Annotated in this window: 23 protein-coding genes and 1 pseudogene; 14 read left to right on the plus strand and 10 right to left on the minus strand. The window is 69.2% G+C overall.

The window, feature by feature from the left end:
• Positions 1 to 45: 45 nt before the first annotated feature.
• The 3 genes from ACZ4RZ_RS18315 to ACZ4RZ_RS18325 form a co-directional block, all read right to left on the minus strand.
• Positions 46 to 747 carry a response regulator gene (locus ACZ4RZ_RS18315; RefSeq protein WP_467745698.1) on the minus strand — a complete coding sequence of 234 codons (702 nt, stop codon included), beginning with the start codon at positions 745 to 747 and terminating at the stop codon, positions 46 to 48.
• A gap of 128 nt (positions 748 to 875) precedes the next feature.
• A complete protein-coding gene (locus ACZ4RZ_RS18320) occupies positions 876 to 1,538 on the minus strand; it encodes a CBS domain-containing protein (RefSeq protein ID WP_467745700.1) in 663 nt (220 codons plus the stop codon).
• Between the two features lie 28 nt (positions 1,539 to 1,566).
• Positions 1,567 to 2,031, minus strand: coding sequence for a Crp/Fnr family transcriptional regulator (locus ACZ4RZ_RS18325; RefSeq protein WP_467745702.1), 465 nt, complete (start codon positions 2,029 to 2,031; stop codon positions 1,567 to 1,569).
• A gap of 294 nt (positions 2,032 to 2,325) precedes the next feature.
• Here ACZ4RZ_RS18325 and ACZ4RZ_RS18330 point away from each other — a divergent pair, with 294 nt between their 5' ends.
• From ACZ4RZ_RS18330 to ACZ4RZ_RS18340, 3 genes are read left to right on the plus strand one after another with little or no spacing between them, the layout of a single operon-like run.
• Entirely contained in the window at positions 2,326 to 3,234 is a 909-nt protein-coding gene (locus tag ACZ4RZ_RS18330) for a universal stress protein (protein WP_467745704.1), read from the plus strand.
• 21 nt (positions 3,235 to 3,255) lie between these two features.
• On the plus strand, positions 3,256 to 5,886 hold the full coding sequence (gene ppdK / locus ACZ4RZ_RS18335; RefSeq protein ID WP_467745706.1) for a pyruvate, phosphate dikinase: 2,631 nt from the start codon (positions 3,256 to 3,258) through the stop codon (positions 5,884 to 5,886).
• 40 nt (positions 5,887 to 5,926) lie between these two features.
• The gene (locus ACZ4RZ_RS18340) at positions 5,927 to 6,286 is read left to right on the plus strand and encodes a universal stress protein (protein ID WP_467745707.1); all 360 of its coding nucleotides are present in this window, start codon (positions 5,927 to 5,929) and stop codon (positions 6,284 to 6,286) included.
• A 95-nt stretch (positions 6,287 to 6,381) separates the two neighbouring features.
• Here the strand turns inward: ACZ4RZ_RS18340 and ACZ4RZ_RS18345 are convergent, their stop codons facing one another.
• Complete coding sequence (locus ACZ4RZ_RS18345) at positions 6,382 to 7,047, minus strand: DUF4389 domain-containing protein (protein ID WP_467745708.1); 666 nt, start codon at positions 7,045 to 7,047, stop codon at positions 6,382 to 6,384.
• A 239-nt stretch (positions 7,048 to 7,286) separates the two neighbouring features.
• The gene (locus ACZ4RZ_RS18350; RefSeq protein WP_467745710.1) at positions 7,287 to 7,871 is read right to left on the minus strand and encodes an Rv1733c family protein; all 585 of its coding nucleotides are present in this window, start codon (positions 7,869 to 7,871) and stop codon (positions 7,287 to 7,289) included.
• Between the two features lie 416 nt (positions 7,872 to 8,287).
• Here ACZ4RZ_RS18350 and ACZ4RZ_RS18355 point away from each other — a divergent pair, with 416 nt between their 5' ends.
• The 8 genes and pseudogenes from ACZ4RZ_RS18355 to ACZ4RZ_RS18390 all read left to right on the plus strand — a co-directional run.
• The gene (locus ACZ4RZ_RS18355; RefSeq protein ID WP_467745712.1) at positions 8,288 to 9,358 is read left to right on the plus strand and encodes a zinc-dependent alcohol dehydrogenase family protein; all 1,071 of its coding nucleotides are present in this window, start codon (positions 8,288 to 8,290) and stop codon (positions 9,356 to 9,358) included.
• Between the two features lie 19 nt (positions 9,359 to 9,377).
• Positions 9,378 to 10,064, plus strand: coding sequence for a helix-turn-helix domain-containing protein (locus tag ACZ4RZ_RS18360; protein WP_467745714.1), 687 nt, complete (start codon positions 9,378 to 9,380; stop codon positions 10,062 to 10,064).
• A 133-nt stretch (positions 10,065 to 10,197) separates the two neighbouring features.
• Positions 10,198 to 10,638 (plus strand): pyridoxamine 5'-phosphate oxidase family protein, encoded by a 441-nt coding sequence (locus ACZ4RZ_RS18365; protein ID WP_467745815.1) that lies wholly within the window; start codon positions 10,198 to 10,200, stop codon positions 10,636 to 10,638.
• Between the two features lie 264 nt (positions 10,639 to 10,902).
• A complete protein-coding gene (locus ACZ4RZ_RS18370; RefSeq protein WP_467745715.1) occupies positions 10,903 to 11,826 on the plus strand; it encodes a carbamate kinase in 924 nt (307 codons plus the stop codon).
• Positions 11,827 to 11,972: 146 nt separating this feature from the next.
• On the plus strand, positions 11,973 to 14,231 hold the full coding sequence (gene pflB, locus ACZ4RZ_RS18375) for a formate C-acetyltransferase (protein ID WP_467745717.1): 2,259 nt from the start codon (positions 11,973 to 11,975) through the stop codon (positions 14,229 to 14,231).
• Positions 14,228 to 14,965: a pyruvate formate-lyase-activating protein gene (pflA, locus tag ACZ4RZ_RS18380; RefSeq protein WP_467745719.1), complete on the plus strand. Its 738-nt coding sequence runs from the start codon at positions 14,228 to 14,230 to the stop codon at positions 14,963 to 14,965. The genes pflB and pflA overlap by 4 nt, the downstream gene beginning before the upstream one ends.
• Before the next feature lie 90 nt (positions 14,966 to 15,055).
• A complete protein-coding gene (locus tag ACZ4RZ_RS18385) occupies positions 15,056 to 15,607 on the plus strand; it encodes an RNA polymerase sigma factor (protein ID WP_467745721.1) in 552 nt (183 codons plus the stop codon).
• Positions 15,608 to 15,626: 19 nt separating this feature from the next.
• Positions 15,627 to 16,013: pseudogene (locus ACZ4RZ_RS18390) on the plus strand (hydrolase); the annotation flags it as partial.
• 77 nt (positions 16,014 to 16,090) lie between these two features.
• Here the strand turns inward: ACZ4RZ_RS18390 and ACZ4RZ_RS18395 are convergent.
• From ACZ4RZ_RS18395 to ACZ4RZ_RS18405, 3 genes are read right to left on the minus strand one after another with little or no spacing between them, the layout of a single operon-like run.
• Positions 16,091 to 17,437, minus strand: a complete 1,347-nt coding sequence (locus ACZ4RZ_RS18395; RefSeq protein ID WP_467745722.1) for a jacalin-like lectin — start codon at positions 17,435 to 17,437, stop codon at positions 16,091 to 16,093.
• Between the two features lie 29 nt (positions 17,438 to 17,466).
• Positions 17,467 to 18,852 (minus strand): glycoside hydrolase family 43 protein, encoded by a 1,386-nt coding sequence (locus ACZ4RZ_RS18400; RefSeq protein WP_467745723.1) that lies wholly within the window; start codon positions 18,850 to 18,852, stop codon positions 17,467 to 17,469.
• A gap of 29 nt (positions 18,853 to 18,881) precedes the next feature.
• Positions 18,882 to 20,285 carry a glycoside hydrolase family 43 protein gene (locus ACZ4RZ_RS18405; RefSeq protein ID WP_467745725.1) on the minus strand — a complete coding sequence of 468 codons (1,404 nt, stop codon included), beginning with the start codon at positions 20,283 to 20,285 and terminating at the stop codon, positions 18,882 to 18,884.
• A 315-nt stretch (positions 20,286 to 20,600) separates the two neighbouring features.
• Between ACZ4RZ_RS18405 and ACZ4RZ_RS18410 the strand changes: the two genes are divergently transcribed.
• Positions 20,601 to 21,092 (plus strand): phosphatase domain-containing protein, encoded by a 492-nt coding sequence (locus tag ACZ4RZ_RS18410; protein ID WP_467745727.1) that lies wholly within the window; start codon positions 20,601 to 20,603, stop codon positions 21,090 to 21,092.
• A gap of 69 nt (positions 21,093 to 21,161) precedes the next feature.
• Here ACZ4RZ_RS18410 and ACZ4RZ_RS18415 read toward each other — a convergent pair whose 3' ends face one another.
• The gene (locus ACZ4RZ_RS18415) at positions 21,162 to 21,377 is read right to left on the minus strand and encodes a dodecin (RefSeq protein WP_399093204.1); all 216 of its coding nucleotides are present in this window, start codon (positions 21,375 to 21,377) and stop codon (positions 21,162 to 21,164) included.
• Between the two features lie 38 nt (positions 21,378 to 21,415).
• Positions 21,416 to 22,219, minus strand: a complete 804-nt coding sequence (locus tag ACZ4RZ_RS18420; RefSeq protein ID WP_467745728.1) for a GntR family transcriptional regulator — start codon at positions 22,217 to 22,219, stop codon at positions 21,416 to 21,418.
• 213 nt (positions 22,220 to 22,432) lie between these two features.
• Here ACZ4RZ_RS18420 and ACZ4RZ_RS18425 point away from each other — a divergent pair, with 213 nt between their 5' ends.
• Positions 22,433 to 23,983 carry a beta-N-acetylhexosaminidase gene (locus tag ACZ4RZ_RS18425; RefSeq protein ID WP_467745730.1) on the plus strand — a complete coding sequence of 517 codons (1,551 nt, stop codon included), beginning with the start codon at positions 22,433 to 22,435 and terminating at the stop codon, positions 23,981 to 23,983.
• Positions 23,980 to 25,395 (plus strand): cellulose binding domain-containing protein, encoded by a 1,416-nt coding sequence (locus ACZ4RZ_RS18430; RefSeq protein ID WP_467745732.1) that lies wholly within the window; start codon positions 23,980 to 23,982, stop codon positions 25,393 to 25,395. The genes ACZ4RZ_RS18425 and ACZ4RZ_RS18430 overlap by 4 nt, the downstream gene beginning before the upstream one ends.
• The last annotated feature ends 54 nt before the right edge of the window (positions 25,396 to 25,449 follow it).

The raw sequence follows: 25,449 nt of genomic DNA on the forward strand, positions 1-25,449 counted from the left end.
CACACGGCGTCCTTACGATCGCGGGGGCGGAGGGGCCCGCAGGACTCAGCGCGTCGGGTGGTCGGTGGAGTCGGGCCGTTCGAGGTGGCTGGCCAGGACGGCCGCTTGGACTCGGCGCTGGACACCGAGTTTCGCGAGCAGCCGGGAGATGTGGTTCTTGACCGTCTTCTCGGACAGATAGAGCTTCTTGCCGATCTCGCGGTTGGTGAGTCCGTCACCGATCAGCGCGAGAATGTCCCGCTCGCGCGGTGACAGACTGGCGAGCTCGGGTGCCAGGGCGGGTGCCTCGGTGGGGTCCGCGCGCAGGGAGCGCATCAGCCGGGCAGTCGTCGTAGGGTCCAGCATCGACTGACCGGAAGCGACCGTGCGTACCGCAGCTACCAGGTCGGAGCCCTTGATCTGCTTGAGCACATAGCCCGAGGCTCCGGCCATGATCGCGTCGAGCAGCGCTTCCTCGTCGTCGAACGACGTCAGCATCAGACAGGACAGCTCCGGCATCTGGCTGCGCAGCTCCCGGCAGACGCTGATGCCGTCACCGTCCGGCAGACGGACATCGAGGACGGCCACGTGCGGACGCAGCGCCGGGCCACGCACCAGCGCGTGCTCGACGCTGTCCGCGTCGCCGACCACCGAGATGTCCGGCTCGGCGTCCAGGAGGTCGGTCAGACCTCGGCGTACGACCTCGTGGTCGTCCAGCAGGAAGACCCGGATGGGGTTCTGCTCCGAAAAGGTACGCGCCTCGGCCATGACGACCCCTTGTTCACTGGTGGCCTGCGGACCACGTGCTGACTGTGACGACGATCATGGCCCTGCGGAACCGAACGCACTAGGGCCGACCAGCCCAACCAGAGCGTAGTCGTATGTTCGGCCCCGCGTCACGGCTGCGGCGGGCGGGCCGGGCCGGTCAGCTCGAAGTCCACGTCCACCACACCTTCGACGGCCCGCACCAGGCGCGCGGCCACCGGCACCAAGGAGGTGTCCCTGACCTGGCCGGCGAGTGTGACGACGCCCTCCCGCACCTGCACACGGACAGGGGACAACGGCGCGCGGAACAGGTACGACACGACTTCCCTGCGGACCTCCTCGGCGATGTCCTCGTCGTCCCTGAGGAACACCTTGAGGAGATCGCCGCGACTGACGACGCCTTCGAGCCTGCCGGTCTCATCAACGACGGGGAGCCGCTTCACCTTGGCGTGTGCCATGGTCCGGGCGGCCTGTGCCAGGGTCGCGTTCGCCCGGACGGTGAGGGCCGGCGACGTCATCAGCTCCCCGGCGGTCACCGCGTCGGCCTTGGCGAGGCCGGAGGGGCGCCGCAGTTGCGCAGAGCGGTCCGGGTCGCCGTCGCGGTACTCCTCCTTGTGCAGCAGGTCGGCCTCGGAGACGACGCCGACCACGCGGTTCTCACCCTCGAGGACCGGAAGGGCGCTGACCTTCCACTGCTCCATCAGCTGCACGATCTCCTTGAAGTTGGCCCCACGGCCGACGGCTGCGACGGTGTGGGTCATCACATCGCTCACGATGTGCGGGCTCCCATGCACGGTGACTCCTTGGTGGTTTCCGACGCAGTCAACGAGGGCTTCCGCTGCCGTAGGGCGCGTACAGGTCCAGCAGCCGGGTCCTGGCCGACCGCAGACGGCGCGCGACGATGTCACCTACCCACTGGGCCACTGTCATTCCCAGCGCGGGATTGGCCTGACACATGGCGCGTACCGCCTCGGCGTCGAACTCGTACGCGCGCACCGGGCTCATGGCCTCGGCGCCCAGGTGCCAGATGTGCGGCCCGAACAGCCAGGACCAGCCGATGAGTTCGTTGTGTCCGAGGGTCTCGATGACGGCCGCGCGGCGGCCGGGCACATGCATGTCGAGAGCCACCGTGCCGGTCCGGATGATCCAGAACCGGTCCGCGCGCCGTCCCTCCTCGAACAGCCGAGTTCCCTCGGGGAACGACACCACCCGGGCGATGCCCATCAGTCGCTCGCTGTGGTCGGCGGGCAACGCCCGCAGCATGCTGGAAGTGGGGGAAGCGTTCATGATCCTGTCCTCTTCCGGGGAACGTGATCCTGCCGATTCCAATCTCGCCCCGGCACCCCGCCTTCACCATGGGCCACCCGGCCCCGAGGCCGGGCCGCATGGCATCGGTCGAGCTGAGGTCGAGCCGGTCCCCGAGCCATTGCGGGAGGGACGCCGCCCGTGCCGTGGGCGCTGGGACAGCCTTGGGCCGAAGGACCCTCGGAAGGGCCTGCCCGGCCCCTGCAACCCTGCTCTCCCCGGTACCAGGCTCGACGGGAGAGCAATCCACGGGCATGCATTCAGGAGGTGCGGATCATGCTTCGACACGTTGCCGCGGGGATCGACGGTTCTCCCGAAAGTCTGGCCGCTGCCCACTGGGCGGCCCGGGAAGCCATGCGCCGAGGCACGGCGCTGCGCCTGGTGCACGCATGGGAGTGGCAGCCGCGGCCGGCCCCGGACGTGCCCGCGGATATGTCGCAGCGGTCCTGGGCCGAGGACATGCTGGCCCGGGCATCGGACAGCATGCGCGCCGCGCACCCCGGCCTGCAGGTCATCGACCAGTCCGTGGCGGACGCGCCGGTCGGGGCCCTTCTGTCGGCTGCCGAGCAGGCTGATCTGCTGGTTCTCGGCTCCCGCGGACTCGGCGGCGTCGCGGGGTTCCTGACGGGGTCGGTGTCGCAACGGATCGTCGCCAGGGCACCGCATCCCGTGGTGCTGGTCCGGGCGGGAGAGTGCGTCGCCGACGAGCATTTCTCGGCAGTGGACGGGATTTCCCCCGAGGAGATACCCGAGACCCCCTACCGCGACGTCGTTCTCGGCCTCGGCATCGACCAGCCCTGTGACGAACTGATCGAGTTCGCCTTCGACGCCGCCCGACGCCGTGGAGCCTCGCTGCGGGTGATGCACGCCTTCAGTGCCCCGTCGGCCTTCACGGCGGTGGACAGGCTCGCCCCGGTGAACGGCCCGGAGCTGCTCGCCGAGCACGAGCACGCCGTGGTCGCGGCGCTGCGCCCTTGGTGCGAGAAGTTCCCCGAGGTAGCCGTCGCCGAGACCGTGACCGAAGGGCGTGCGGCCAGTGAGCTGGTGCGCGCCTCGACCGGTGCGGCTCTCGTCGTGGTGGGACGCCGGGTGAGGGAAGCCCGTCTCGGCACCCATGTCGGCCCGGTCGCACACGCCGTGCTGCACCACGCACCCTGCCCCGTTGCCGTCGTCCCGCACGTCTGAACACCCCGGAGGGTGGGAGAAATGACCCAGTACGTGTACGACTTCGCCGAGGGCAGCCGTGACATGGCGGACCTCCTCGGCGGCAAGGGAGCCAACCTCGCGGAGATGACCCGGCTGGGACTGCCCGTACCGCCCGGCTTCACCGTCACCACCCACGCCTGCCGGGAGTACCTGGCCACCGGCGAGGAACCCGGGGAGCTGGGCGCCCAAGCCGCCCACATGCTGGCCGAGTTGGAGCGCCGGACCGGCCGTGAGCTGGGCGGACGGGAGAACCCGCTGCTGCTGTCGGTGCGTTCGGGCAGCAAGTTCTCGATGCCCGGGATGATGGAGACCATCCTCGACATCGGCCTCGGCGACGAATCCGTCCTCGGGCTCGCCAAGGCCACCGGCCGCGAACGGTTCGCCTGGGACTCCTACCGCCGGCTCCTCCAGATGTACGGCCGTACCGTCCTCGGCATCGCTCCCGAGCTCTTCGACCGGCGCGGGAGCAACGACGATCCCGCCCTGCTCGTCGAGGACTTCAAGAAGGTGATCCGGGGCGCGACGGGCGAGGAGTTCCCGCAGGACCCGGGCGAGCAGCTGTACCGCGCGATCCAGGCGGTCTTCCGCTCCTGGAACAGCGAGCGGGCCCGGCTCTACCGCCGCCGCGAACACATTCCCGATGACCTTGGCACCGCCGTCAACATCCAGGTCATGGTTTTCGGCAACCTCGGCCCGGATTCCGGCACCGGCGTCGCCTTCACCCGCGACCCGGCCACCGGCGCCCGCGGCGTCTACGGCGACTACTTGCCGGATGCCCAGGGCGAGGACGTGGTCGCCGGCATCCGCAACGCCGTGCCGCTGGCCGAACTGGAACGGCTCGACCCGTCCTCGTACCGGCAACTCATGGACCACATGGGTACGTTGGAGCACCACTACCGCGATCTGTGCGACGTCGAGTTCACCATCGAGCGGGGCACGCTCTGGATGCTCCAGACCAGGGTCGGCAAGCGCACCGCCGAGGCCGCCTTCCGTATTGCCGAGGCGCTCGTCGACGAGAATATGATCGGCGAGGACGAGGCGCTCGTCCGCGTCGGCGGGGCACAGCTCGCCCGACTGATGTTCCCCCGCTTCGAGGGACATGCCGAAACGAAGCCGCTGGCGCACGGCGTCGCGGCCTCTCCCGGCGCTGCTGTCGGAGCGATCGTCTTCGACCCGGCGGAGGCGGTGCGCCGCGCCGCGACGGGGGAGAAGGTGATCCTCGTACGCCGCGAGACCACCCCCGATGATCTGCCCGGGATGGTCGCGGCCGAGGCCGTGCTCACCAGCCGCGGCGGCAAGACCAGCCACGCGGCCGTCGTGGCGCGCGGGATGGGCAAGGTCTGTGTGTGCGGGGCCGAGGAACTGACGGTGGACATCGAGGCACGGACGCTCACCGCACCCGACCGGACCGTGCTCGCCGAAGGCACGGTGATCTCCGTGGACGGCACGGCGGGCACGGTCCACCTCGGGTCCCTGCCGCTCACCGACTCGCCGGTGGGCCGCTTCCTGGACACCGGAGAACGCGACGGGGCACTGACCGGAGCCGTGGCCCGTACCCTCGAACACGCCGACTCCGTACGGCGCTTGGGCGTACGCGCCAACGCCGACACCCCCGAGGACGCGGCTCGCGCCCGCCGCTACGGGGCCGAGGGCATCGGACTGTGCCGCACCGAGCACATGTTCCTCGGCGAGCGGCGGAACCTGGTCGAGGCGATGATCCTCGCCGCGGACGAGACCGGACGGCGTGCCGCCCTGGACGCGCTGTTGCCGCTCCAGCGGGCCGACTTCGCCGGAATCCTGGCCGCGATGGACGGCCTGCCGGTGACGATCCGGCTCATCGACCCGCCGCTGCACGAGTTCCTGCCCGACCGCACCGAACTCGCCGTACGCGTCGCCACCCACCCGACCACGCGCGACGAGCGCCTGCTGGCGGCTGTCGAGCGGATGCACGAGAGCAACCCCATGCTCGGGCTGCGCGGCGTGCGTCTGGGACTCGTCGTGCCCGGTCTGGTCGAGATGCAAGTACGGGCGATCGCCGAGGCCGTCGTGGAGCGGCTGGAGGCAGGGGGAAACCCCAAGGCCGAGATCATGGTGCCGTTGGTCGGCACGGTCGAGGAGCTGCGGATCGTGCGGACGGCCGCGGAGCGCGTACTCGCCGAGGTGTCGGACGTCTTGGGGCGCACGATCGACTGTCCCATCGGCACGATGATCGAACTGCCGCGTGCCGCGCTGACCGCCGGCCGTATCGCCGAGGCCGCCGACTTCTTCTCCTTCGGGACCAACGACCTGACACAGACGGCGTGGGGCCTGTCCCGCGACGACGTCGAGGCGTCCTTCTTCCCGGCGTATCTCGCCCAGGGCATCTTCGCCACCTCGCCCTTCGAAACCCTCGACCGTGACGGGGTGGGTCGCCTGGTCCGTATCGCCGTCGAGGAGGGCCGCGCCACGAACCCTGGCCTGAAGATCGGCGTCTGCGGCGAACACGGCGGTGACCCCGACTCCATCCACTTCTTCCACGACACCGGCCTCGACTACGTCTCCTGCTCGCCGTTCCGCGTCCCGGCCGCTCGTCTCGAAGCAGGCCGCGCCACCCTCGCGAACCGCGCCGACGGCGCGTCGGCCGCCACCTAGACAGCACCGATCAAGGGAGGGACAGATATGGCCACCCGTCATGTCACCGTCGGCGTGGCCCGGCTGCGTGTGCTGGGCACCCGGTCCCACTGGCACCCGGTGTTACGGATACGGCGGTGTCCTCGTCCCTCAGCTCAATGCGGAGCTGGGCGCGCAGGTACAGCACCGACTGACCGAGGTACTGCGGCCGTGGCGAGAGAAGTTCCCCCGCATCGAGGTGAAGGAGCAGGCCGTCATCGGCAGCGCGGGATCCCACCTGGTCGACGCTTCCCGGGATGCCTCACTGGTCGTCGTAGGCCGTCGCAATCGTCGTACGCCCGGCGGTTCTCACATTGGACCCGTGACACAAGCCGTACTGCACCACTCGGCTGCCCCGGTCGCGGTGATTCCGCACGACTGACCATCCAGACGATCCGCAGCGCTCGCACGGGCCCCGGGGGTTGACCACCTCCCCGGGGCCCGTGCGGCGATGGAAGCCTTTCACCACCGCGCTGATCACGGCTGGTCCTGCGGGACAGTCGGCTCCGAGCCGCCCATGTCGAGGCGGAACGGCGGGTATCTGTCCGTCATCAGGGCCGCGTACGCGGCGACTCGCAGCACCCACCGGTTGAGGCCGAGTATGAGGTCGTACAGATCCTTCGGATACTTCTCGGTGAACGCCAGGATCACGGCGGCGATGACCGTCAGCACGGTGATGAGTCCGCTGTCCCACCAGCCGTGGCGGACGCCGCCGAGGAAGAAGCCGATGACGATGTAGTGCGGGATGGCCAGGAGCCACCACTTCACCAGCACCAGACCGCGGGAGAGCCGCTCCGGATAGGCGATGTCCAGCCGCGCGGGGTAGTCCGGTTCCTCGCCCAGGCTGAACGGCGGATACCTGTCGGTGCCGAGGGCGCCGTACGAGTAGTAGGCGACTCGCCAACTCCACCGCAGCACACCCAGGTTGAAATCGAAGAGTGGGCGCGGATAGCGCTCGGTGAACAGGATGGCGAAGAACGCGATCACGCTCACCACGGAGAAGGCAACCCAGAGGAAGAACAGCACCACGTAGTGCGGGATGGCCAGGATCCACTTCACCAGCCACAGCCACCGGGACAACGGTGCGTCGAGACGTGCGTTCACCCGGACCGGACGGTCCGGGAATCCCACCAGAGTCGTCATGGTGATCAGCTCCTTCACCCCGGCGGGCAAATCGCCGGGTCGGGCTCAAGACCAGTCTGAGCGTGCCGCGAGTGACGTCGCGAGGGCCCTGTGGACCCGTCCTGGGAGGCCGGTCGACCCAGGTGACCGGCCATGTGCGGTGCGTGCTCGTGCGGCAGAGGGGCGACCAGGGCGAGGCCGCCCTGCGAGGTCGGCTTCACGGGGACGGTCGGCCTGTGGGCGGGGCCAACCGCTACGGGTCATGTGGTCTTGTGTCCCCCCTGAGCTCCGAGCTGGTACCACTCGCGGCCCCATTGGTCGTAGCGGCGCTGATCGAGCCGCCATTGCGCGACGCGGCCGGCGGCGAACGTAAGGCCGGCGAAGGCGACCGCGGCCCCGGCGCCGAGCGTGCCCGCCTCCCAAGCCGCCTTCGAGGCGGTCGGCGGCTCCGTGGTGGGCTGCCCCGCGCCGTTCAGCCAGACCACGACATGCGATCCGGCCCGGTGCCCGGAGTCCACCAGGGCCCGGCCGGTATGGGTGGAGCCGTCCGACGCTTCCCAGCGGACCTTCGCCCGGACACGGTCATAGGCTGTGCCTTCCGCCGTCGGCACAGTTCGTGTCGTGCCCTCGACGAGGACGGCTTGGACCGAGTGCCGCCCGTGGCGCAGCTGCCGGAAGGACTCGTCGGCGGCATGGGCCGCCACCACGCCGACCACGGTGCCTCCCAACAAGATGACCGTCCAGACGGCCAGCAGGATCCACGCCTCCATGACGTCGTCGTGCCGTCGCAGCGGATTGCTCCGCCACCGCCACAGCAGCTGCCTCACACGCTTGGTCCCGCGCATTGCAGTGCACCTCCTCGTCATCGAGGACAGCAACGTGACATCCGGGAGTGAGCGGCGGCAGGGGCCGACCGGACGGCATCACGGGGCCGTCCGGAGCCCGCTCGCGTGGGGCGTTGGGCCGGTCGGCCCGGGTTGATGAGGAGCGGTCGGTTTGACGCGCTCACGCGCAGGCGTCGGTCGGTTCGAAAGGGCCCGCTCGGTCCGGCTATGGGGACCAACCGGCCCATGTGGACAACATCTGCCACGGTCAGGCTGGACATACGAGGTGACTCCGCGCGCGACGAGGCCGTCCAGCAGCATCCAAGCTTAGCCGGAACCGATGATTCCGGCGGAAGCCGAGGGGCGCCGCCAGGGGGCCGATGGCCCCGTTGCCGTCCCTCACGACCGGTATCCGTCAGGCCCAGGAAGGGATCGTCATGAAGGCACTCGTATTCCACGGCTCCGGAAAGGCCGCATGGGAGGACGTCGCCGACCCCGCCATCCAGGACGCCACCGACGCGATCGTCCGGGTCGACGCGGTCACCATCTGCGGAACCGACCTGCACATCCTCAAGGGCGATGTCCCGGAGGTACGCGCAGGCACCGTGCTCGGGCACGAATCCGTCGGGGAGATCGTCGAGGTGGGCAGCGACGTCCGCACGGTGCGCCCCGGCGATCGTGTCCTGGTCTCGTGCATCACGGCGTGCGGCCGTTGCCGCTTCTGCCGCGAAGGCACGTACGGGCAGTGCCGCGACGGCGGGGGCTGGATCCTCGGCCACCTGATCGACGGCACACAGGCCGAGTACGTGCGCGTGCCGCACGCCGACCTGTCCACGCATCTGCTGCCCGGCGCGTTGGAGAGCAAGGACGCCGTGCTGCTCGCCGACATCTTCCCCACCGCCTACGAGGTGGGTGTGCTGAACGGGCGGGTGCGGCCCGGAGACACCGTCGTCGTGGTCGGTGCGGGGCCCATCGGCCTGGCCGCGATCGCCACGGCACGGCTCTACACCCCCGAGAAGATCATCGTCGTGGATCTCGCCCCGGCTCGGCTGGACGCCGCCAAACATCTTGGCGCCGACGCCGTGGCAGTGGCCGGCGAGGAGGCAGAGCAGCTGGTTGCCGACCTCACGCAGGGCCTCGGAGCCGACGTGGTCATCGAAGCGGTCGGGGTGCCGGAGAGCTTCGAGACGTGTACGCGCATGGTGCGGCCGGGCGGGCACGTGGCCAACGTCGGCGTGCACGGCAAGCCCGCGACACTGCACCTCGAAGACCTGTGGATCAAGAACGTGACGATCACCACCGGCCTGGTCGACACGTACTCCACTCCGACCCTGCTGCGCATGATGGCCGCCGGCCACCTGCCCGCGTCGTCCATGGTCACCCACACCTTCCCGCTCGACGCCATGGAGGAGGCGTACGACGTCTTCTCGAGGGCCGCCGACACCGGCGCGCTCAAGGTCGTCCTCGGTGGGCCGCAGCACGACGCCCTGACGCTCAGGATGCCCTGACAGGAAGAAGTGAAGGATCATGTCCGAACAGACAGCGCCGCGCGCGGCGTCCACCACGGCGGACAGCGCGAAGGGCGACATCGGGCGTCGCATCGCCGGGCGACGCGAGGAACTTGGGCTGACCCGGGAGGAGGCGGCCTCGCGGGCGGGCACGGCTCCTGGCTACGTCCAGTACCTGGAGGAACAGTCCACCGCGATGCCCGGGATCGCCGCCCTCATCCGGCTCGCCGACGCGCTGGAGACCAGCGTGGCGGCCCTGCGCGGTGGTGACGCGGACCTGCCACCCGGTATCGGCCGGGCCGCCCGCCATCCCGAGCTGATCGAACTCAGCGCCGAGGAGTGCCGGACACGGCTCTCGAGGCACGGCGTCGGAAGGCTCGCGATAGACACGCCGGACGGGCCGATCATCGTCCCGCTCAACTACAGCGTCATCGACGGTGCGGTCACCTTCAGGGCGGCACCCGACGCCGTGCCCGCGACAGCCGTCGGGGCACACATCGCCTTCGAGGTCGACCACATAGACGAGGCGCTCAGCCAGGGCTGGAGCGTGCTCATACGCGGCCGCGCCCTAGCTGTGACGGAGCCCGACGCCGTGGAACGACTGAAGGCGCTTGCGTACAGCGGTCCATGGGCAGGCGGTGAGCGTGACGTGTGGGTGCGTATCGAGCCCGTCAGCACCACCGGGCGCCGGATCGAGGTGCGCTGACCCGGGTCAGTCGCGGGGGCCGGCGAGCGGCCACGCTCCGGTCGGCATGGACCGATGGGCCCTCGCTTCCGTCCCCCGCAGCCCCACAGGATGAAACGCGTACCCGCTGTACCGCGTGAAAGTGATCTCCGTGATGAACCCCAACGACGGCTTCCGTGACCTCGACCGGCAAGAGTGCCTCCGTCTGCTGCAGGGCGCACCGATCGGCCGCATCGTCCACACGCGCCACGCCCTGCCCGCGGTCCTGCCGGTCAACTTCTGCCTGGACAGCGATTCCGCGGTACTGCTGCGCACCTCGGCGGACTCGGAGCTGGCCGGTGCCGTCGATGGCGCGGTGGTCGCCTTTGAAGCGGACCAGGTGGATGCGGCGACGCAGTCCGGCTGGAGTGTCGTGGTCACCGGCTGCGCCACGGTGGTGACCGATCCGGCCGAGCACGCCCGGTTGTCCCTGAGCAGTCCGCTCTCATGGGTGCCTGCCCCCGAGGAAGTCTTCATCCGCATCGAGTCCGAGTTGGTCACCGGCCGTCAACTCTTTGCCGGACGCACGATCTACGGGGTCGACCTCTCCTCCTGAAGGCTGTCCCTGTCCCTGTCCCTGTCCCTGTCCCTGTCCCGGCCGGGGACCGATCGGGACGACACGCCGGGACCCATGGCCCCGGCGGCGGGAAAGGCGGCCACTCACCACGAGCGGGCCCGCGCGGAAGAATCGTTCGCGGAACGCTCCATCCTCGGCAACTCGCGCAAGGAGCACCTGGCCCGCCTCCCTCGTCTTCGACCACGCGGAGAACCGGCTGTGCACCATCAAGGCCGTACTCGCCGTCCCTTGGAGGACTGAACCATGCGCATGGTCATCGCCCTCGGCGGCAACGCCCTCCTGCACCGCGGCGAACACCCCGACGCGGCCGTCCAGCAGGCGAACATCGACCGGGTGACCACCGCGATCGCCGCCCTGGCCCACGAGCACGAGATCGTCATCACCCACGGCAACGGCCCCCAGATCGGCCTGCTCGCCATCGAGAGCGCCGCCGATTCTGCCCTCCGTGCCCCGTATCCGCTGGACCTGCTCGGCGCCCAGACCCAAGGCATGATCGGCTCCCTGCTGGCCCGCACCCTTTACAACGCCCTGCCCGGACACCGGATCGCCACGCTGGTGACCCACACCCTTGTTCGCGCCGACGACCCGGCTTTCGACCGTCCCGCAAAGTTCGTGGGCCAGGTGTACCCCTACGAACTGGCTGCGTCGCTGGCCCGGAGGCATGGCTGGCACCTTGCCGCGGACAGCAGCGGCTGGCGCCGCGTCGTCCCCTCTCCGGCGCCCGAGCGGATCGTCGAGACCGAGACCGTCCACGAACTGCTCAACAGCGGCACGCTCGTCATCTGCGCAGGCGGTGGTGGCGTCCCCGTCGTCGCCGACCACGACACCGGGGCGCTGACGGGAACAGAGGCGGTCATAGACAAGGACCTGGTGGCGGCCCTGCTCGCCGAGGACCTGAAGGCCGACTTCCTGCTCATCCTCACCGACGTGCCGTGTGTCTACGACGGCTACGGCACCCCCCACCAGCGGCCCGTCCTCGGCGCCACGCCCACCGAGTTGCGCCAGGGCGGCTTCCCGGACGGTTCGATGGGCCCCAAGGCCGAGGCCGCCGCCCGGTTCGTCGAACGTACCGGGGGACTGGCCGCGATCGGCGCCCTGGACGCGGCGTACGAGATCGTCCACGGCAGGTCGGGCACGCTCGTCAGGCCGGACCTCCCTGCCGTGTGAGCGCCTGGGTCCAGGGGGCCGAACGGCCCCCGCCGGAGGCCGGACGGCGGGGGCATGGGCACTGCACGGCCCTCCCGGTGGCCATCGCGTCACACAAGTATCGAAAAGAAGACGTTCCCGTGCGGAGCTGAGGGAGAGAACCGGCGATGACAGCGACAGTGACGGTCGGAACGCGCGCGTCCGAGGAATGGCGCGGTTTCGCCGGGACGCAGTGGCGCGAGAGTGTCGATGTACGCGACTTCATCCAGGCCAATTACACGCCGTACGACGGTGACGCGGCCTTCCTGGCCGGCCCGACGGACCGTACCCGGGAGGTCTGGGAGAAGGTCAGCGCCCTGTTCCCGGAAGAGCGGCGCAGGGGCATCCTCGACGTCGACACCAATACCCCTTCGACGATCACCTCGCACGCGCCCGGATACATCGACCGCGAGCGGGAGCTGATCGTCGGCCTGCAGACCGACGCCCCGCTGAAGCGCGCCATCATGCCGAACGGTGGTCTGCGGATGGTCGAAAACAGTCTGAAGGCGTACGGCTACGAGCCCGACGCCTTCGTGACCCGCGTCTTCGGCACGTACCGCAAAACCCACAACGACGGCGTCTTCGACGCGTACACCCCCGAGATGCGCGCCGCCCGCAAGGCAGGAATCATCACGGGGCTGCCCGACGCGTACGGCCGCGGCCGGATCATCGGCGACTACCGGCGGGTGGCGTTGTACGGCACGGACCGGTTGACCGAGGCCAAGCGCGCCGAGCGCGCGTTGCTGGACGCTGCGCCGTCGACGGAGCACGTCATCCGCGACCGGGAGGAACTCGCCGAGCAGATAAGGGCGTTGGGCGAGCTCACGCGGATGGCTGCCACCTACGGCTGCGACGTCTCCCGCCCTGCCACCACCGCCCACGAAGCCGTGCAGTGGCTCTACCTCGGCTACCTCGCCGCCGTGAAGGAACAGAACGGCGCCGCGATGTCTCTGGGCCGCACCTCCACCTTCCTGGACGTCTACCTCCACCGGGACCTGGAGGAGGGCTCGATCGACGAGAGCCGCGCCCAGGAGCTGATCGACGACTTCGTGATCAAGCTCCGGATCGTGCGCTTCCTGCGTACTCCCGAGTACGACGCACTGTTCTCCGGCGACCCGACCTGGGTGACGGAGTCCATCGGTGGCCTCGGCGCGGACGGCCGTCCCCTGGTCACCCGAACCTCCTTCCGCTTCCTGCAGACCCTCTACAACCTCGGCCCGGCGCCCGAGCCCAACCTGACGGTGCTGTGGTCGCCCCGGCTGCCGGCGGGGTTCAAGGAGTTCTGCGCCAAGGTCTCGATCGACACCAGCGCCGTCCAGTACGAGTCCGACGAGCTGATGCGCCCGTGCACCGGTGACGACACGGCGATCGCATGTTGCGTGTCGGCGATGGCGGTCGGCAAGCAGATGCAGTTCTTCGGAGCCCGGGTCAATCTCGCCAAGGCGCTGCTGTACACGATCAACGGCGGCCGGGACGAGATGAGCGGCGAGCAGATCGCCCCCGAGGCGCACACGCTGACCGGTGAGTACCTGGAGTACGAGGAGCTGTCGACGGCGTACGACCGCATGCTGGACTGGCTCGCGGGGACCTACGTCAATACGCTCAACGTCATCCACTACATGCACGACAAGTACGCCTACGAGCGCCTCGAGATGGCCCTGCACGACCATCCCGTGCACCGCTTCATGGCCTGCGGCATCGCGGGTCTGTCGGTCGCCGCCGACAGCCTGTCCGCCGTCAAGCACGCGCGGGTGAAGGTGATCCGGGACGACACCGGCCTGGCCGTGGACTACGTGGTTGAGGGTGAGTTCCCGGCGTACGGCAACAACGACGATCGTGCGGACGCCATCGCCGTCGGGTTGGTCGAGTCCTTCATGGCCAAAGTGCGCAAGCACCCTGCCTATCGGGACGCCGAGCACACCCAGTCGGTCCTCACGATCACCTCGAACATCGTCTACGGCAAGCACACAGGCAACACCCCCGACGGTCGGCGTGCCGGACAGCCCTTCGCACCTGGCGCCAACCCCATGAACGGCCGCGACCGTCATGGAGTGGCCGCCTCCGCTCTCTCCGTCGCCAAGCTCCCTTACGAGCGGGCCCGCGACGGCATCTCGCTGACGACGACGGTCACCCCGGAGGGACTGGGACACGCGCCCGGCGAGCGCGTCGGCCATCTGGTCGGCATCCTCGACGCGTACATGGCGTCCGGCGGCTTCCACATGAACGTCAACGTCCTCGACAGGGCTACACTGGAGGACGCGATGGAACACCCGGAGAAGTACCCGGAGTTGACCATCAGGGTCTCCGGATACGCCGTCAACTTCGTCCGGCTGACCCGCGAGCAGCAGGTCGACGTGATCAGCCGCACCTTCCACGGAACGCTGTGAAGCCCGTGACGAGCGGCCGGATCCACTCGTGGGACCTGTCCACCGGCGTGGACGGGCCCGGGACCCGGTTCGTCCTCTTCGTCAACGGCTGCCCGTTGCGCTGCCTCTACTGTGCCAACCCTGACACCTGGCACATGCGGGACGGCCGCGAGGTCACGGTCGACGAGGTGATGGCGGAGATCGACAAGTACCGGGCCTTCGTCACCACGGCCGGGGGAGGTGTGACGATCACGGGAGGGGAGCCGTTGCTCCAGCCGGCCTTCACCGCAGAGCTCCTGCGCTGCTGCAGGGAGGCGGGAGTGCACACGGCCCTCGACACCTCCGGCTTCCTCGGCGCCCGCGCCACGGATCAACTCCTCGCCGATACAGACCTGGTGCTCCTGGACATCAAGTCCTTCGACATCCCTACGTACCGGAAGCTGACCGGCGGAGAATTGGCGCCCACGCTCGGCTTCGCCACTCGCCTGGACCGCCTTGGCATCCCCGTGTGGATCCGCTGTGTCCTCGTCCCCGGCTGGAACGACGACCCGGAGGCCGTCGCCGGGCTCGCCCGGTTCGTCGCCGGACTCGGCAATGTCGATCGGGTGGATGTCCTGCCGTTCCACAAGCTCGGCGCTGCGAAGTACGAAGCCCTGGAGATCCCCTTCCCGCTGCGGGACAACCCGGTTCCCGATCCGACGTTGACGGAGCGCGTGCGCAGGCAATTCCGGGAGCTCGGGCTCGTCGCGTACTGAGCCTGGGAGTACCTGGGCCCTGCACGAGCCGGTAGGAAGAGCCTGCGACTATCATGCCTCGCCTCTGATCGACAGCGAGGGGAGCATCCAGTGCAGGACGCGGCGGAGACCGAGGAGCTCGCTCTGCGTGCGGCCGCCGGTGACGGGGTGGCGCTGAACGCACTGCTCCAGAAGGTCCAGCCCGAGGTCGTACGGCGCTGCGGACGCTTCCTGCCCTGCCGTGAGGACGCGGAGGAGGCGGCCCAGGACGTCCTCCTCCAGGTGGCCCGGAAGATCAGCACGTTCGAGGGACGCAGCCGCTTCAGCACCTGGCTGTACACGGTGGTCGCCAACTGCGCCCGCCAGAAGTACCGCGAGCTGAAGCGGCACGCGGCCGAGCAGCCGGTCGTCATCGACGCGTCGCAGCATGTCGATCCGCGCACCACGAGCGTCATCGCCGGATCCCGGGTCGACCTCCTGGAGGCACTGGAGCGCCTGGAGCGGGAACATCCGCATTTGGTGGCGCCGTTGGTCTACCGGGACATCTGCCAGCTGGAGTACGCGGAGGTGGCCGAGCGGGTCGGCATCCCGCTCGGCACGCTCAAGTCCCGGCTGCACGAGGCGCGCAAGCAGGTCAGGCCCTGGCTGACAGAGTCATCCTGATGAATCGTCAACTGCGCTCGACGGCACCGACCCGTCCGGCTTCTCCATCAACCCGCTGGACATCGGCTCCGGCTGTCCGGCGGCGATCTCCGACAGCAGCAACGCGGTCCTGCACGGGTTGTTCGGCGCCGTGACGAAAAGCCTCACCGCCAGCGGTACGACGGCCACCCTCGAGCCCGCCGACAACTCGTCCGTCAAGGGCCTGCTCCACCACAGCGGTTACTCCGGCAACACCGGAGGGTGATTCGCGACCATCGCCCTCGGCAGTGGCAAGGTCGCCTTCGGGGGCGAGAGTTCGCCGGTCGACGACGGTACCGGCCAGTCCGGCAACACGCTGTGCGACGGCTGGAACGACACCGGCGCCACCGACGCGGCGCTCGCGCTGAACGCCACCGAGTGGCCCTCGGCGTAGGCGAGTTGGGCAAGTCCGTGCCCCGCCGCGTCCGAGAACACGGCGGGGCACCGGTGTCCAGGACGGTCGGGTCAGCGCTGGGTGTAGATGAAGCCGATCTTGTCGACCTCGTCGCCCGCGCGACCGTGGAAGCCGGCGATCTGCCGGCCGGACGGCGCGGTGCGGGTCACACAGTCCGACGTCGTCGTGCCGCCCGCCAGAGCGCGGCCCAGGTTGGTGCTGAACTTCGCGTAGAAGATCCGCGTGTGGCTGTCCCTCACGCTCTGGCACAGCTGCGCCGAGGTGACGTACTCGCCGCTGCCGAGGGTGAGGGACGAGGCGGTGCCGCCCGTGCCCCCGTGCGCCAGCGTCGTGCCGGTGCTCAGCGTCAGTCCCATCTGGTCGACGCGCGAACCGCTGCGCAGCGAGACGGCGGTGGCCCGGGCGCCGGCCGGCACACTGTCGATGTCGTTGAAGAAGTCCCCGTGCGGGCCGCCGAACTGGTCGCTGAGCTGGAAGGCGGAGTTGCGTGACCAGGTGAAGCCGACCGTGATCGGGTCGTGGTCGGAGAGCATGAGCCCGTCGGAGTTCAGGAACTTGGCGTGCTCGTTGTTGTAGGTGGTCGCGTTCAGCGTCACCAGCTTGCTGCCGCGGTAGAGGACCTTGTCGACGACCTCGCAGGTGTTGGGCACGGTGGCGCCGGTCTGGTCGCACACCAGCGCGTCGCTGCCCTTGGCGGGCGGGGTGCCGCCGCGGACGAGCTTGACCCAGGCGTCGGTGAGGCCGTTGGCGGCGGCGAACTCGGCGATGGTGTCGCCGGAGCGGGTGTAGCGGGTGTTGGTGTCACCCATCACCACCACGGCGTTGCCGGCCGAGTGGGTGCCGATGAACGAGGTCAGTTGGGCGAGGTTGGCCGCGCGCGCGTCCAGGTCGCCGTCGTTGGTGCCGGCGTTGGTGTGGAGGTTGTAGAAGTCCACGTACACGCCCTCGGCCAGGCGCTCGCGCATGAAGGTGAAACCCTTGGGGGTCAGACAGTCGCCCGAGTCCAACTGGCAGTCGTTCCAGCCCACGCGCTCGAAGTCGTCACCGTCCCAGGCGTAGTTGGCGACGGTGTTGAGTCCGCTGCCTATGCCCGCGCCGCCGCTGGTCGCGGTGCGGTAGGGGTGAGTGTCCGTGGAGTACAGGTACGCGTGGTAGTTGAAGTCCTCCTGGACGTGGACGATGTCGTACGGGGCGATGCGCCGGCCTATCTCGGTGGTGCTGGTGTCCCGCGGCGTGGAGGCGCTGGACAGCGACTCCGGCAGTCCGGCGACGTTGTAGCTGAGCACGCTGAACGAGCCCGAGTCGGCGGCGGCCGCGGCGGGAGCGGTCACCGTGAGCCCGCCGAGAGCGGCCGTTGCCGCTGCCAGACAGGCGAGAATTCTGCGGAGAGGTGACATGGGGGGTGTCTCCTGAGGGCGAAGGGAGGTCAGTAGCCGATCGAGAAGGTGGCGTCGGCCTTGTCGGTGCTGGTGGAGACGGGATCGATGCGCAGGACGTAGTTGGCGTGCCTGATGTAACGGTCCGGGTTGTTGTAGGAGCGGAAGGATGACCATGAGGTGTCGGCCAGACCCGCCGTCCGGTAGAACGTGGCGTCCTGCGCGAACGTCGATGTGCCGTCGCTGACGTCCAGTTGCAGCTGGTAGTCGTAATGCCGCAGATAGCGGGTCGGGTAGTTGACCGACTGGAAGGACACGCCCGCGCTGTCGGCGAGACCCGGCACGAGTTTCCACTGGGAGTCGGTGTACGGGTCGAACGGGTACTCGTCGATCCTGCCGACGTAGTTGGAGTGGCGGACGTAACGCGCCGGATAGTTGTAGGACTTGAGCCGGTTCCAGGCCGGAGCGCCCCACTTCGCGAGGAGGTTGTTGTACTCGGTCGTCGTGATCGCCTGGATGGTGGCGTGCTTGGAGTTCACCGGCTGCGTGTAGAGGCGTTGGTCGACCGCGGTCCAGGTGCCGGCGGCGAGGTTGCTGCTCTGCCAGGCGTAGAAGACGCCGTTGGGCGTGTAGGTGTCTCCCCACAGGTACCAGGTGCTCGACGTCTGGGACTTCACGAGGATCGGGGCCTCGGTGCCGCCGTGCGAGACCGGCGTGCTGAACACGGTGAAGCTGCCCGGGTCCAGGGAGGCGGACCTGGCGCCCACCAGCGTCTGGTCCTTCTTGAAGTACAGGTAGTTCACGCCGCCGACGCCCACGGCCAGGTCGCCGTCGATCACGTCGTAGCCGGGGTCGAAGAAGACCTGTGCCGCCGACGCCGTCACGAAGTCAGTGGTGTAGTTGATCAGGATCACGTTGTGGCCGCTGGAGTTGACGGCCGAGTAGATGATCCCGTACTGGCCGCGGCCCGCGTCCCAGAACGCCTCGGGCGCCCAGCTGTGCGTGGCCATGTCGTGCAGCTTCAACCGGTGGTAGTTGGTGAAGGTGCGTAGGTCGGTGGAGTCCCAGACATGGATGTACTGGCTCTGCAGGCTCCAGTCGGTGCCCTTGAGGTCGGTGGCGAGCACCACGAACGTGCCGTCCTGCTTGCGCAGGATGAACGGGTCGCGCAGTCCGCCGGTGCCTCCGGTCGGGGTCACGACGGGGTTGTTCTGGTTCAGCGGAGTCCACTGGAGTGAGTCGGTGCTGACGGCCAGATGGAGGCCGTAGTCGGAGCCGTTGCCGTTCGGCGACTCCGTGAAGTAGCCCATCACGTACGCGGTGGTCGTCGCGGCACGGGCGGACGGGGCACCGAGCGTCAGACCGGCGGTGAGGGCGGCCATCGCCCCCAACACGCCCCGGCGGGACGGCTGCAGCGGGCCGGATCGGTCGCTCATCGGATCTCCTTGTCTCTGGCGGGTGGCGGTCATGCCCAGGCCGTGACGGGGACGAAGGAGCCGTCCTGGCGGAAGAGGTCGGTGCCGTCCGCGACGTCCACGCGGAGCTGGTAGTTGTAGTGGCGCAGGTAGTAGCCCGGGTAGTTGTACGACTCCAGGCGGACCGAACCGCCGGCCGTGCCGGTCCGGGCGATGTACGTGGCGTCCTTGGCGAACGTCGACGTCCCGTCGTTGGCGTCGAAGCGAGCACGGAAGTCGTAGTGCCGCAGATAGTTGCCGGCCGCGTCCCGGAACGAATAGCCGTTGGCGTCGGCGAGTCCCGCCACGACGGTGAAGGTGGAGGCCTGCTTCTCCGCGCTGCTGCTGGAGCCGCTCACCACGGGCAGGTTGAGCAGCGCGGACTGCTCCTGCCAGTACCGGGTGGTGTAGTTGCCCGACTGGAAGGAGCGGGTGACGCCGGTCGACAGGCTCACCCCTCCGGAGACCGTCTCCTTGATCACGGTGAAGTGGCGTGCGGTGCCGGAGATGCCCGGCAGCTTCTTCGGGGCGCTCCAGGTGGCGAAGGTGTCGTAGCTGTCGCTGTAGTAGTAACTGCCGTCGCCGTAGCCGTCGAAGAAGATCCGCCAGCCGCCGTTGTCGAGCTGGATCAGGGCCGGGCCCTCACGGGTGCCGCCCCAGCCCGCCCAGTCGCCGGTCCGTTGGATGGTGTACGAACCGGTGAGGCTGGAGGCGGTCGCGTACTCGATGTACTTCGTCGTCTCGTTCTTCGTGAACGCGTGGTACGTCGACCCGGTCTTCACGATGAACGTGTCGATGTGGTTGGCACCGATACCGGACAGTGCCACCGGCGAACTCCACGCGCTGAGCGCGGAGTTGGTGGCCTTCAGCCGATACGGCGTGAAGATCCACTCGTCGCTGGTGACCGAGCAGGACACGATGATGTTCACGCTGCCGTCGCTGTCCACGAACCACTCGGGTGCCCAGGCGCGGGACAGGTTGGCGATCGGGACCGTGTAGTCGTACAGGAAGGTCCAGTTGACCCGGTCGGAGCTGCGTGCGAAGCCGATGGTGGTGCTGACGTCCTGCCAGGTGTGCGTGGTGTAGGTGATGTAGTAGTAGCCGTCCGTGTGTTTGAACACGCTGGCGTCGCGGATCCGGTTGCTGGGCGGCGTGTACGCGGAGGCTTTCAGCAGCCGGAAGTCCGTGGCGTCGTCCGACTCGTAGACGTTGACGGTGCCGTCGTTGCTGTTGAGGAACGGCACGATGGTGTAGCGGGTGGCGGCGCCCTTGGCCGGTGCCGCGGCCGCGGCGGTGCCGAGCAGCCCGGGCAGCTCACCGAGGACGAGGGCGGCGGCGGGCAGGGCGACCATCGCGCGGAGCAGGCTCCGACGGGATGGTCGCGCGGGGTGTGACGGTGTGCCTGGTGCGATCATGTGCGGCTCTCCTTGGATCGGTCGCACAGCAGGCGGCGACTTCCGGCATCTCTGTGATGGCGAGGAAGCGACGCCTGTCGAGAGGGGGGCTCACGAAGACCTCCGCATGCCGAAAGCCGGGGCGGTGGCGTCCCCCACCACTCTGCTTTCGTTCGAAATACCGAATGCTGTACGACATACTGTGCGAGGCATTACGGTAAGGGCTTGCTGGGTGGTGTGAACAGAGCCTGACGAGGCGGAAGTTGGAGGTGTTCACGCGGGGGATCGGCTGCCGCGGCGCACGGGGTGTCCTCGCCCCTGTTTAGGGTGGTCCGCGTGAAGGAGAAGAGCAGCAGACCACTCGCCGTGTTCGACCTGGACGGCACACTCGCGGACACCGCGCACCGACAGCGGTTCCTGGAGCGGAAACCGCGGGACTGGGAGGCGTTCTTCGCGGCCGCGCCGCAGGATCCGCCGCTGGTCGAGGGCATCGCGCTGGTGCGGGAGAGCGCGCAGGAGTGCGAGGTGGTCTACCTCACCGGCCGCCCCGAGCGGTGCCGCCGGGACACCGTCGACTGGCTGGCCGCACAGGGGCTGCCCGACGGGCGCATCTGGATGCGGCGCAACGACGACCGCAGGCCCGCCCGGCGCACCAAGCTGGAGATCCTCCGCCGACTGGCCCGCGACCGAGACATCCGCGTCCTCGTGGACGACGACGAACTCGTCTGTGAGGACGCGGAGCGGGCGGGCTTCAGGGTCGTGCGGGCGCGCTGGGCGGCCACGTCGGAGGCGCTCAAGGACGCGCAGGAGCGGGAGGGCCGGACCTGAGGGGTGCGCGAAGACCCTGGAGGGGCCGTACGGGTGGTGCACCCCCGGGCGATGTGCTCCAGGGGCTGGTCAGTCGCCCTCATCCAGCCGGAAACCGACCTTCAGGCCGACCTGGTAGTGCTCGATCTGCCCGTTCTCAATCTGTCCCCTGACCTGCGTGACCTCGAACCAGTCCAGGTTGCGCAGAGTCTGCGAGGCGCGGGTGATGCCGTTGCGAATCGCCTGGTCGACGCCCTCGTGGGAGGTGCCGACGATCTCGGTGACCCGGTACGTGTTCTCGGACATGCGGGTGCTCCTCTCCGCCGTGGCGGGTGTGCCACGCGTCATTCCACGGTGCCCCACAGTGCGGCGGTCCGCGAGATGTCGGGGATGCCCTGGGTGAAGTCCTCGGGCGCGTCCCGGGCGGTACGGCCGTGGTGCGCGCCCAGCGACAGCCGCGAGACGATGCGGTAGCGGTCGCCCCGGTAGAGGGAGTGGACGTACTCCACCGGGCGGTCGGAGGTGTCCGTGGTCAGGCGTTCGATCAGCAGCGCGGGGGAGAGGACCGGGACACCCAGCACCTTGGCCTCGGCCTCGCTGACCACAGTCGGCTCGATCGACTGGGTCGCCTCGTGGACATGAACCTGGTGGTGTTCCCGCAGATGGGCGTAGAGGTCCCCGGCCTCCAGTTCGGCCGGGGTGAGCGAGGGCACCAGCGCGGCCGGGATGTGCAGATGCTCGATCGCCATGGGGGAACCGTCGACCAGCCGCAGCCGCGCGATGTAGACCAGCTCGGCTGCCGGTGACATGCGCAGCTTCCGGCCGATCCTGGCGCCCGCGCGGATGGTCGCCAGCTCCAGCACACGGCTCGACCAGCTGCCGGTGGCGAGCGGCACGCTCGCCGTCTGCCGGTCCGGAACGATCTCCTGGGTGATCTTCGCGGGTGCCACGAACATGCCCCGCCCGTGTTCGCGCACAAGGAGCCCGGTGGCAACAAGTTCATCCACGGCGGCCCGCAACGTGGGCCGCGAGACGCCGAGTTCGGCGCAGAGCGTGCGCTCGGAGGGAATGGCCGCTCCGGGCCCGCGGTCCTCGACGAGTCCGAGCAGGAAGTCGCGGACCCGCTCCCGTTTCAGTACGCCGTCCATGGGTCGCCGCTCCCCGGTGCTCGCCTTCAGCTGGTCAGGCCGATGGTAGCTGGCAGGTTGACCAGTTGACGAGCCGTGCCTCCGGATGCGGCTTCAAATCCCTTTGCTGTAAGGACCCTTGACGCCCCTATTGGTCTATGCCACCTTCGTGTCGCGCAAGAGGTCAGTTGACCAATTGGTAAGGTCGATCCGGTCGCGAAAGGCACCTCCGCCATGCCCGCAGTCGACGTATCGCTGCTTCCCGTGCCCAGCCAACTCGATGTGCGCTCAGGGCAGTTCACCTTCGACGAGCGCACGAGCCTCAAGATGACACCCGGCACCGAGGCGGCCGCGGCACTGTTGCGCGAACTCCTCGCCCCCGCCACCGGGCTGCCCCTGCCCGCGACCGCCGACGGACGGGTCGCCTTCGCCCTCGACGCGACGCTCACCGCCCTCGGCCGGGAGGGATACGGGCTGACCGTCACCCCCGACGCCGTACTCCTGTCCGCGGCCGACCTCACCGGCCTGCTGCGCGGAGTCCAGACCCTGCGCCAACTGCTGCCGCCCGACGCCCTCGCCGGCCGCCCGGTACGCGATGTCGCCTGGACCATCCCCTGCGTGCGGATCACCGACACACCGCGATACCGCTGGCGCGGGGCGATGCTCGACGTGGCCCGGCACTTCCAACCCGCCGCGTACATCAGGCGATTCATCGACTTGCTGGCGCTGCACAAGCTCAACACCCTGCATCTGCACCTCACCGACGACCAGGGCTGGCGCATGCCCGTCGCCGCCTACCCCAAGCTCACCGAGATCGGCGCCCGGCGCACGGAGACCCGCGGGGACGGCATCCCGCACGGCGGCAGCTACACGCGCTCCGAGCTGCGCGGTCTCGTCGCCCACGCGTCCGCGCGGGGCGTCACCGTGATACCCGAGATCGACATGCCCGGCCATGTCCGGGCCGCCCTCGCCGCCTACCCCGAGCTCGGCAACGACCCGGACCGCCGGCTCGACGTGTGGACCGAGTGGGGTGTGTCCGAGCATGTGCTGGGCGTCCACGACCAGGCCCTGGACTTCTGCCGCACCGTCCTCGACGAGGTCATGGACACCTTCCCCTCGCCGTACATCCATGTCGGCGGCGACGAGTGTCCCACCACCGAATGGGCGCCGCATCCGGATGCCCGGAGCCGGGCGCGGGAGGAGGGGCTCGCCGGGCCCGAGCGGCTGCACGGCTGGTTCATGGGCCGTGTCGGGGAGTTCCTCGTGCGCCGTGGACGCAAGCCCCTCGGCTGGTACGAGGACGGGGTGACCCTGCCGCGCTCCTTCACCGTGCTGCCCTGGCGGGACGCGGCCGACGGTCTCGCCGCGGCCCGACGCGGCCACGAGGTGGTGATGGCGCCCCACCGGGCCACCTACTTCGACTACCGGGAGTCCGCAGGGCGGGGCGAACCGCCGGCCCAGCCGGGCCCGACGATCGACCTCGCGGCCGTCCACGCCTTCCGGCCCGCCCCTGTCGACTGGGAGCCCGCAGCATCCGCCCAAGTCCTGGGAACCCAGGCCCAGTTGTGGACCGAGTATCTCCCCACGCCCGAGCACATCGAGTACCGGGCGTTCCCCCGGCTGTGCGCTCTCGCCGAGAACGCCTGGTCGGCGCCCCGGCCCTGGCCGGACTTCGCGCACCGCCTGCGGCATCACCGGGTACGCCTGCACGCCCTCGGCGTACCACTTCATCCCCCACGACGGGAGCCACGGCTCCCGGCCCTCCGAGAGGAGACTCATCAATGAACCGACAAGGCACCAGAATGCGTACGGCCATCGGCGTCGCGGCAGCCGGCGGGCTCGCCCTCGCCGGACTCACCGCCCTGCCCGCCACCGCGGCCGCCGACGGCCTCAGCGTGCAGTACCGCACCAGCGCGACCGGTGCGAGCGCCGACCAGAGCGAGCCCTGGCTGAAAGTCACCAACACCGGAAGCGGATCAGTGCAGTTGAGCGAGGTCAAGGTCCGCTACTACTTCAAGGCGGACTCGGCGGGCACCGCCTATCGCTTCGCGTGCTCCTGGGCGGTGAAGGGCTGCTCGAACATCACCGGCACCTTCGGAACCCTCGCGCAGCCGACCGCGACGGCCGACCGCTACCTGGAGATCGGCTTCACCTCCGGCGCGGGCAGCCTCGCGGCCGGCGCCGACACCGGCGACATGCAGCTGCGCTTCTACCGCTCCGACTGGCAGACCCTGAACCAGAGCGACGACTACTCCTTCGGCGCCGCGCAGACCTCGTACGCGAACTGGGACAAGGTGACGGCGACGCGCGCGAACACGCTCGTCTGGGGGACCGCTCCCGCGGGCAACGACCCCGACCCGGACCCCGATCCGACCGACCCGCCCGCAGAGGGCGCCGCGCTCTTCGACGACTTCAACTACACCGGCCACGCGGATCCCAAGATCTCCGAGCACGGCTGGAACGTCCGCTCCAACTCCGGTGGTCCCGGCGTGCCCGGCGCGACCTGGGCCCCGGAGAACGTCACCTTCGTGAACTCCGGCGGCAACTCTGTGATGAACCTGGAGACATCCACCGCGGGGACCGGCGCCTCGACGGAGCAGACCGAAGTCCTCACCAAGGCCATGAAGTTCAAGAACGGGACGTACGCGGCACGCGTCAAGTTCGCCGACGCGCCCAAGGCGGGGCCGGACGGCGACCACCTCGTCCAGACGTTCTTCACCATCAACGACCTCACGGCGCCGATGGCCGACGACTACTCCGAGTACGACTTCGAGTATCTGCCCAACGGCGGCTGGGGCGAGCCCTCGAACATCCTGTACACGACGTCCTGGGAGACCTACAACCCGGACCCGTGGCAGGCCGTCAACCAGCACACCGAGGGCCGCCAGAGCTACAGCGGCTGGCACGACCTGGTCCTGACGATCGACGGCAGCAGCATCAAGTACTACATCGACGGCCAGCTCTTCGGCACGCACGACGCCGCGTATCTGCCGGAGCGCCCCATGTCGATCAACTTCAACCAGTGGCTCATCGACCTGGCCGGGCAGACCAGCACGACGCCCCGCGCCTACGACGAACAGGTCGACTACGTGCTGCACATCAAGGACCAGGTCCTCAGCCCCGCCCAGGTGAGCGCCAAGGTCGCCGCCTACCGAAGTGCCGGAACCGCCTTCGAGGACACCGTGCCCGGAAGCTGAGCCCTTGACGGGTTCGATTGGTCCATACCAAAATCCAGAACACCCGTACGAGCG

This window comes from Streptomyces sp. NPDC027189 (assembly GCF_055566975.1).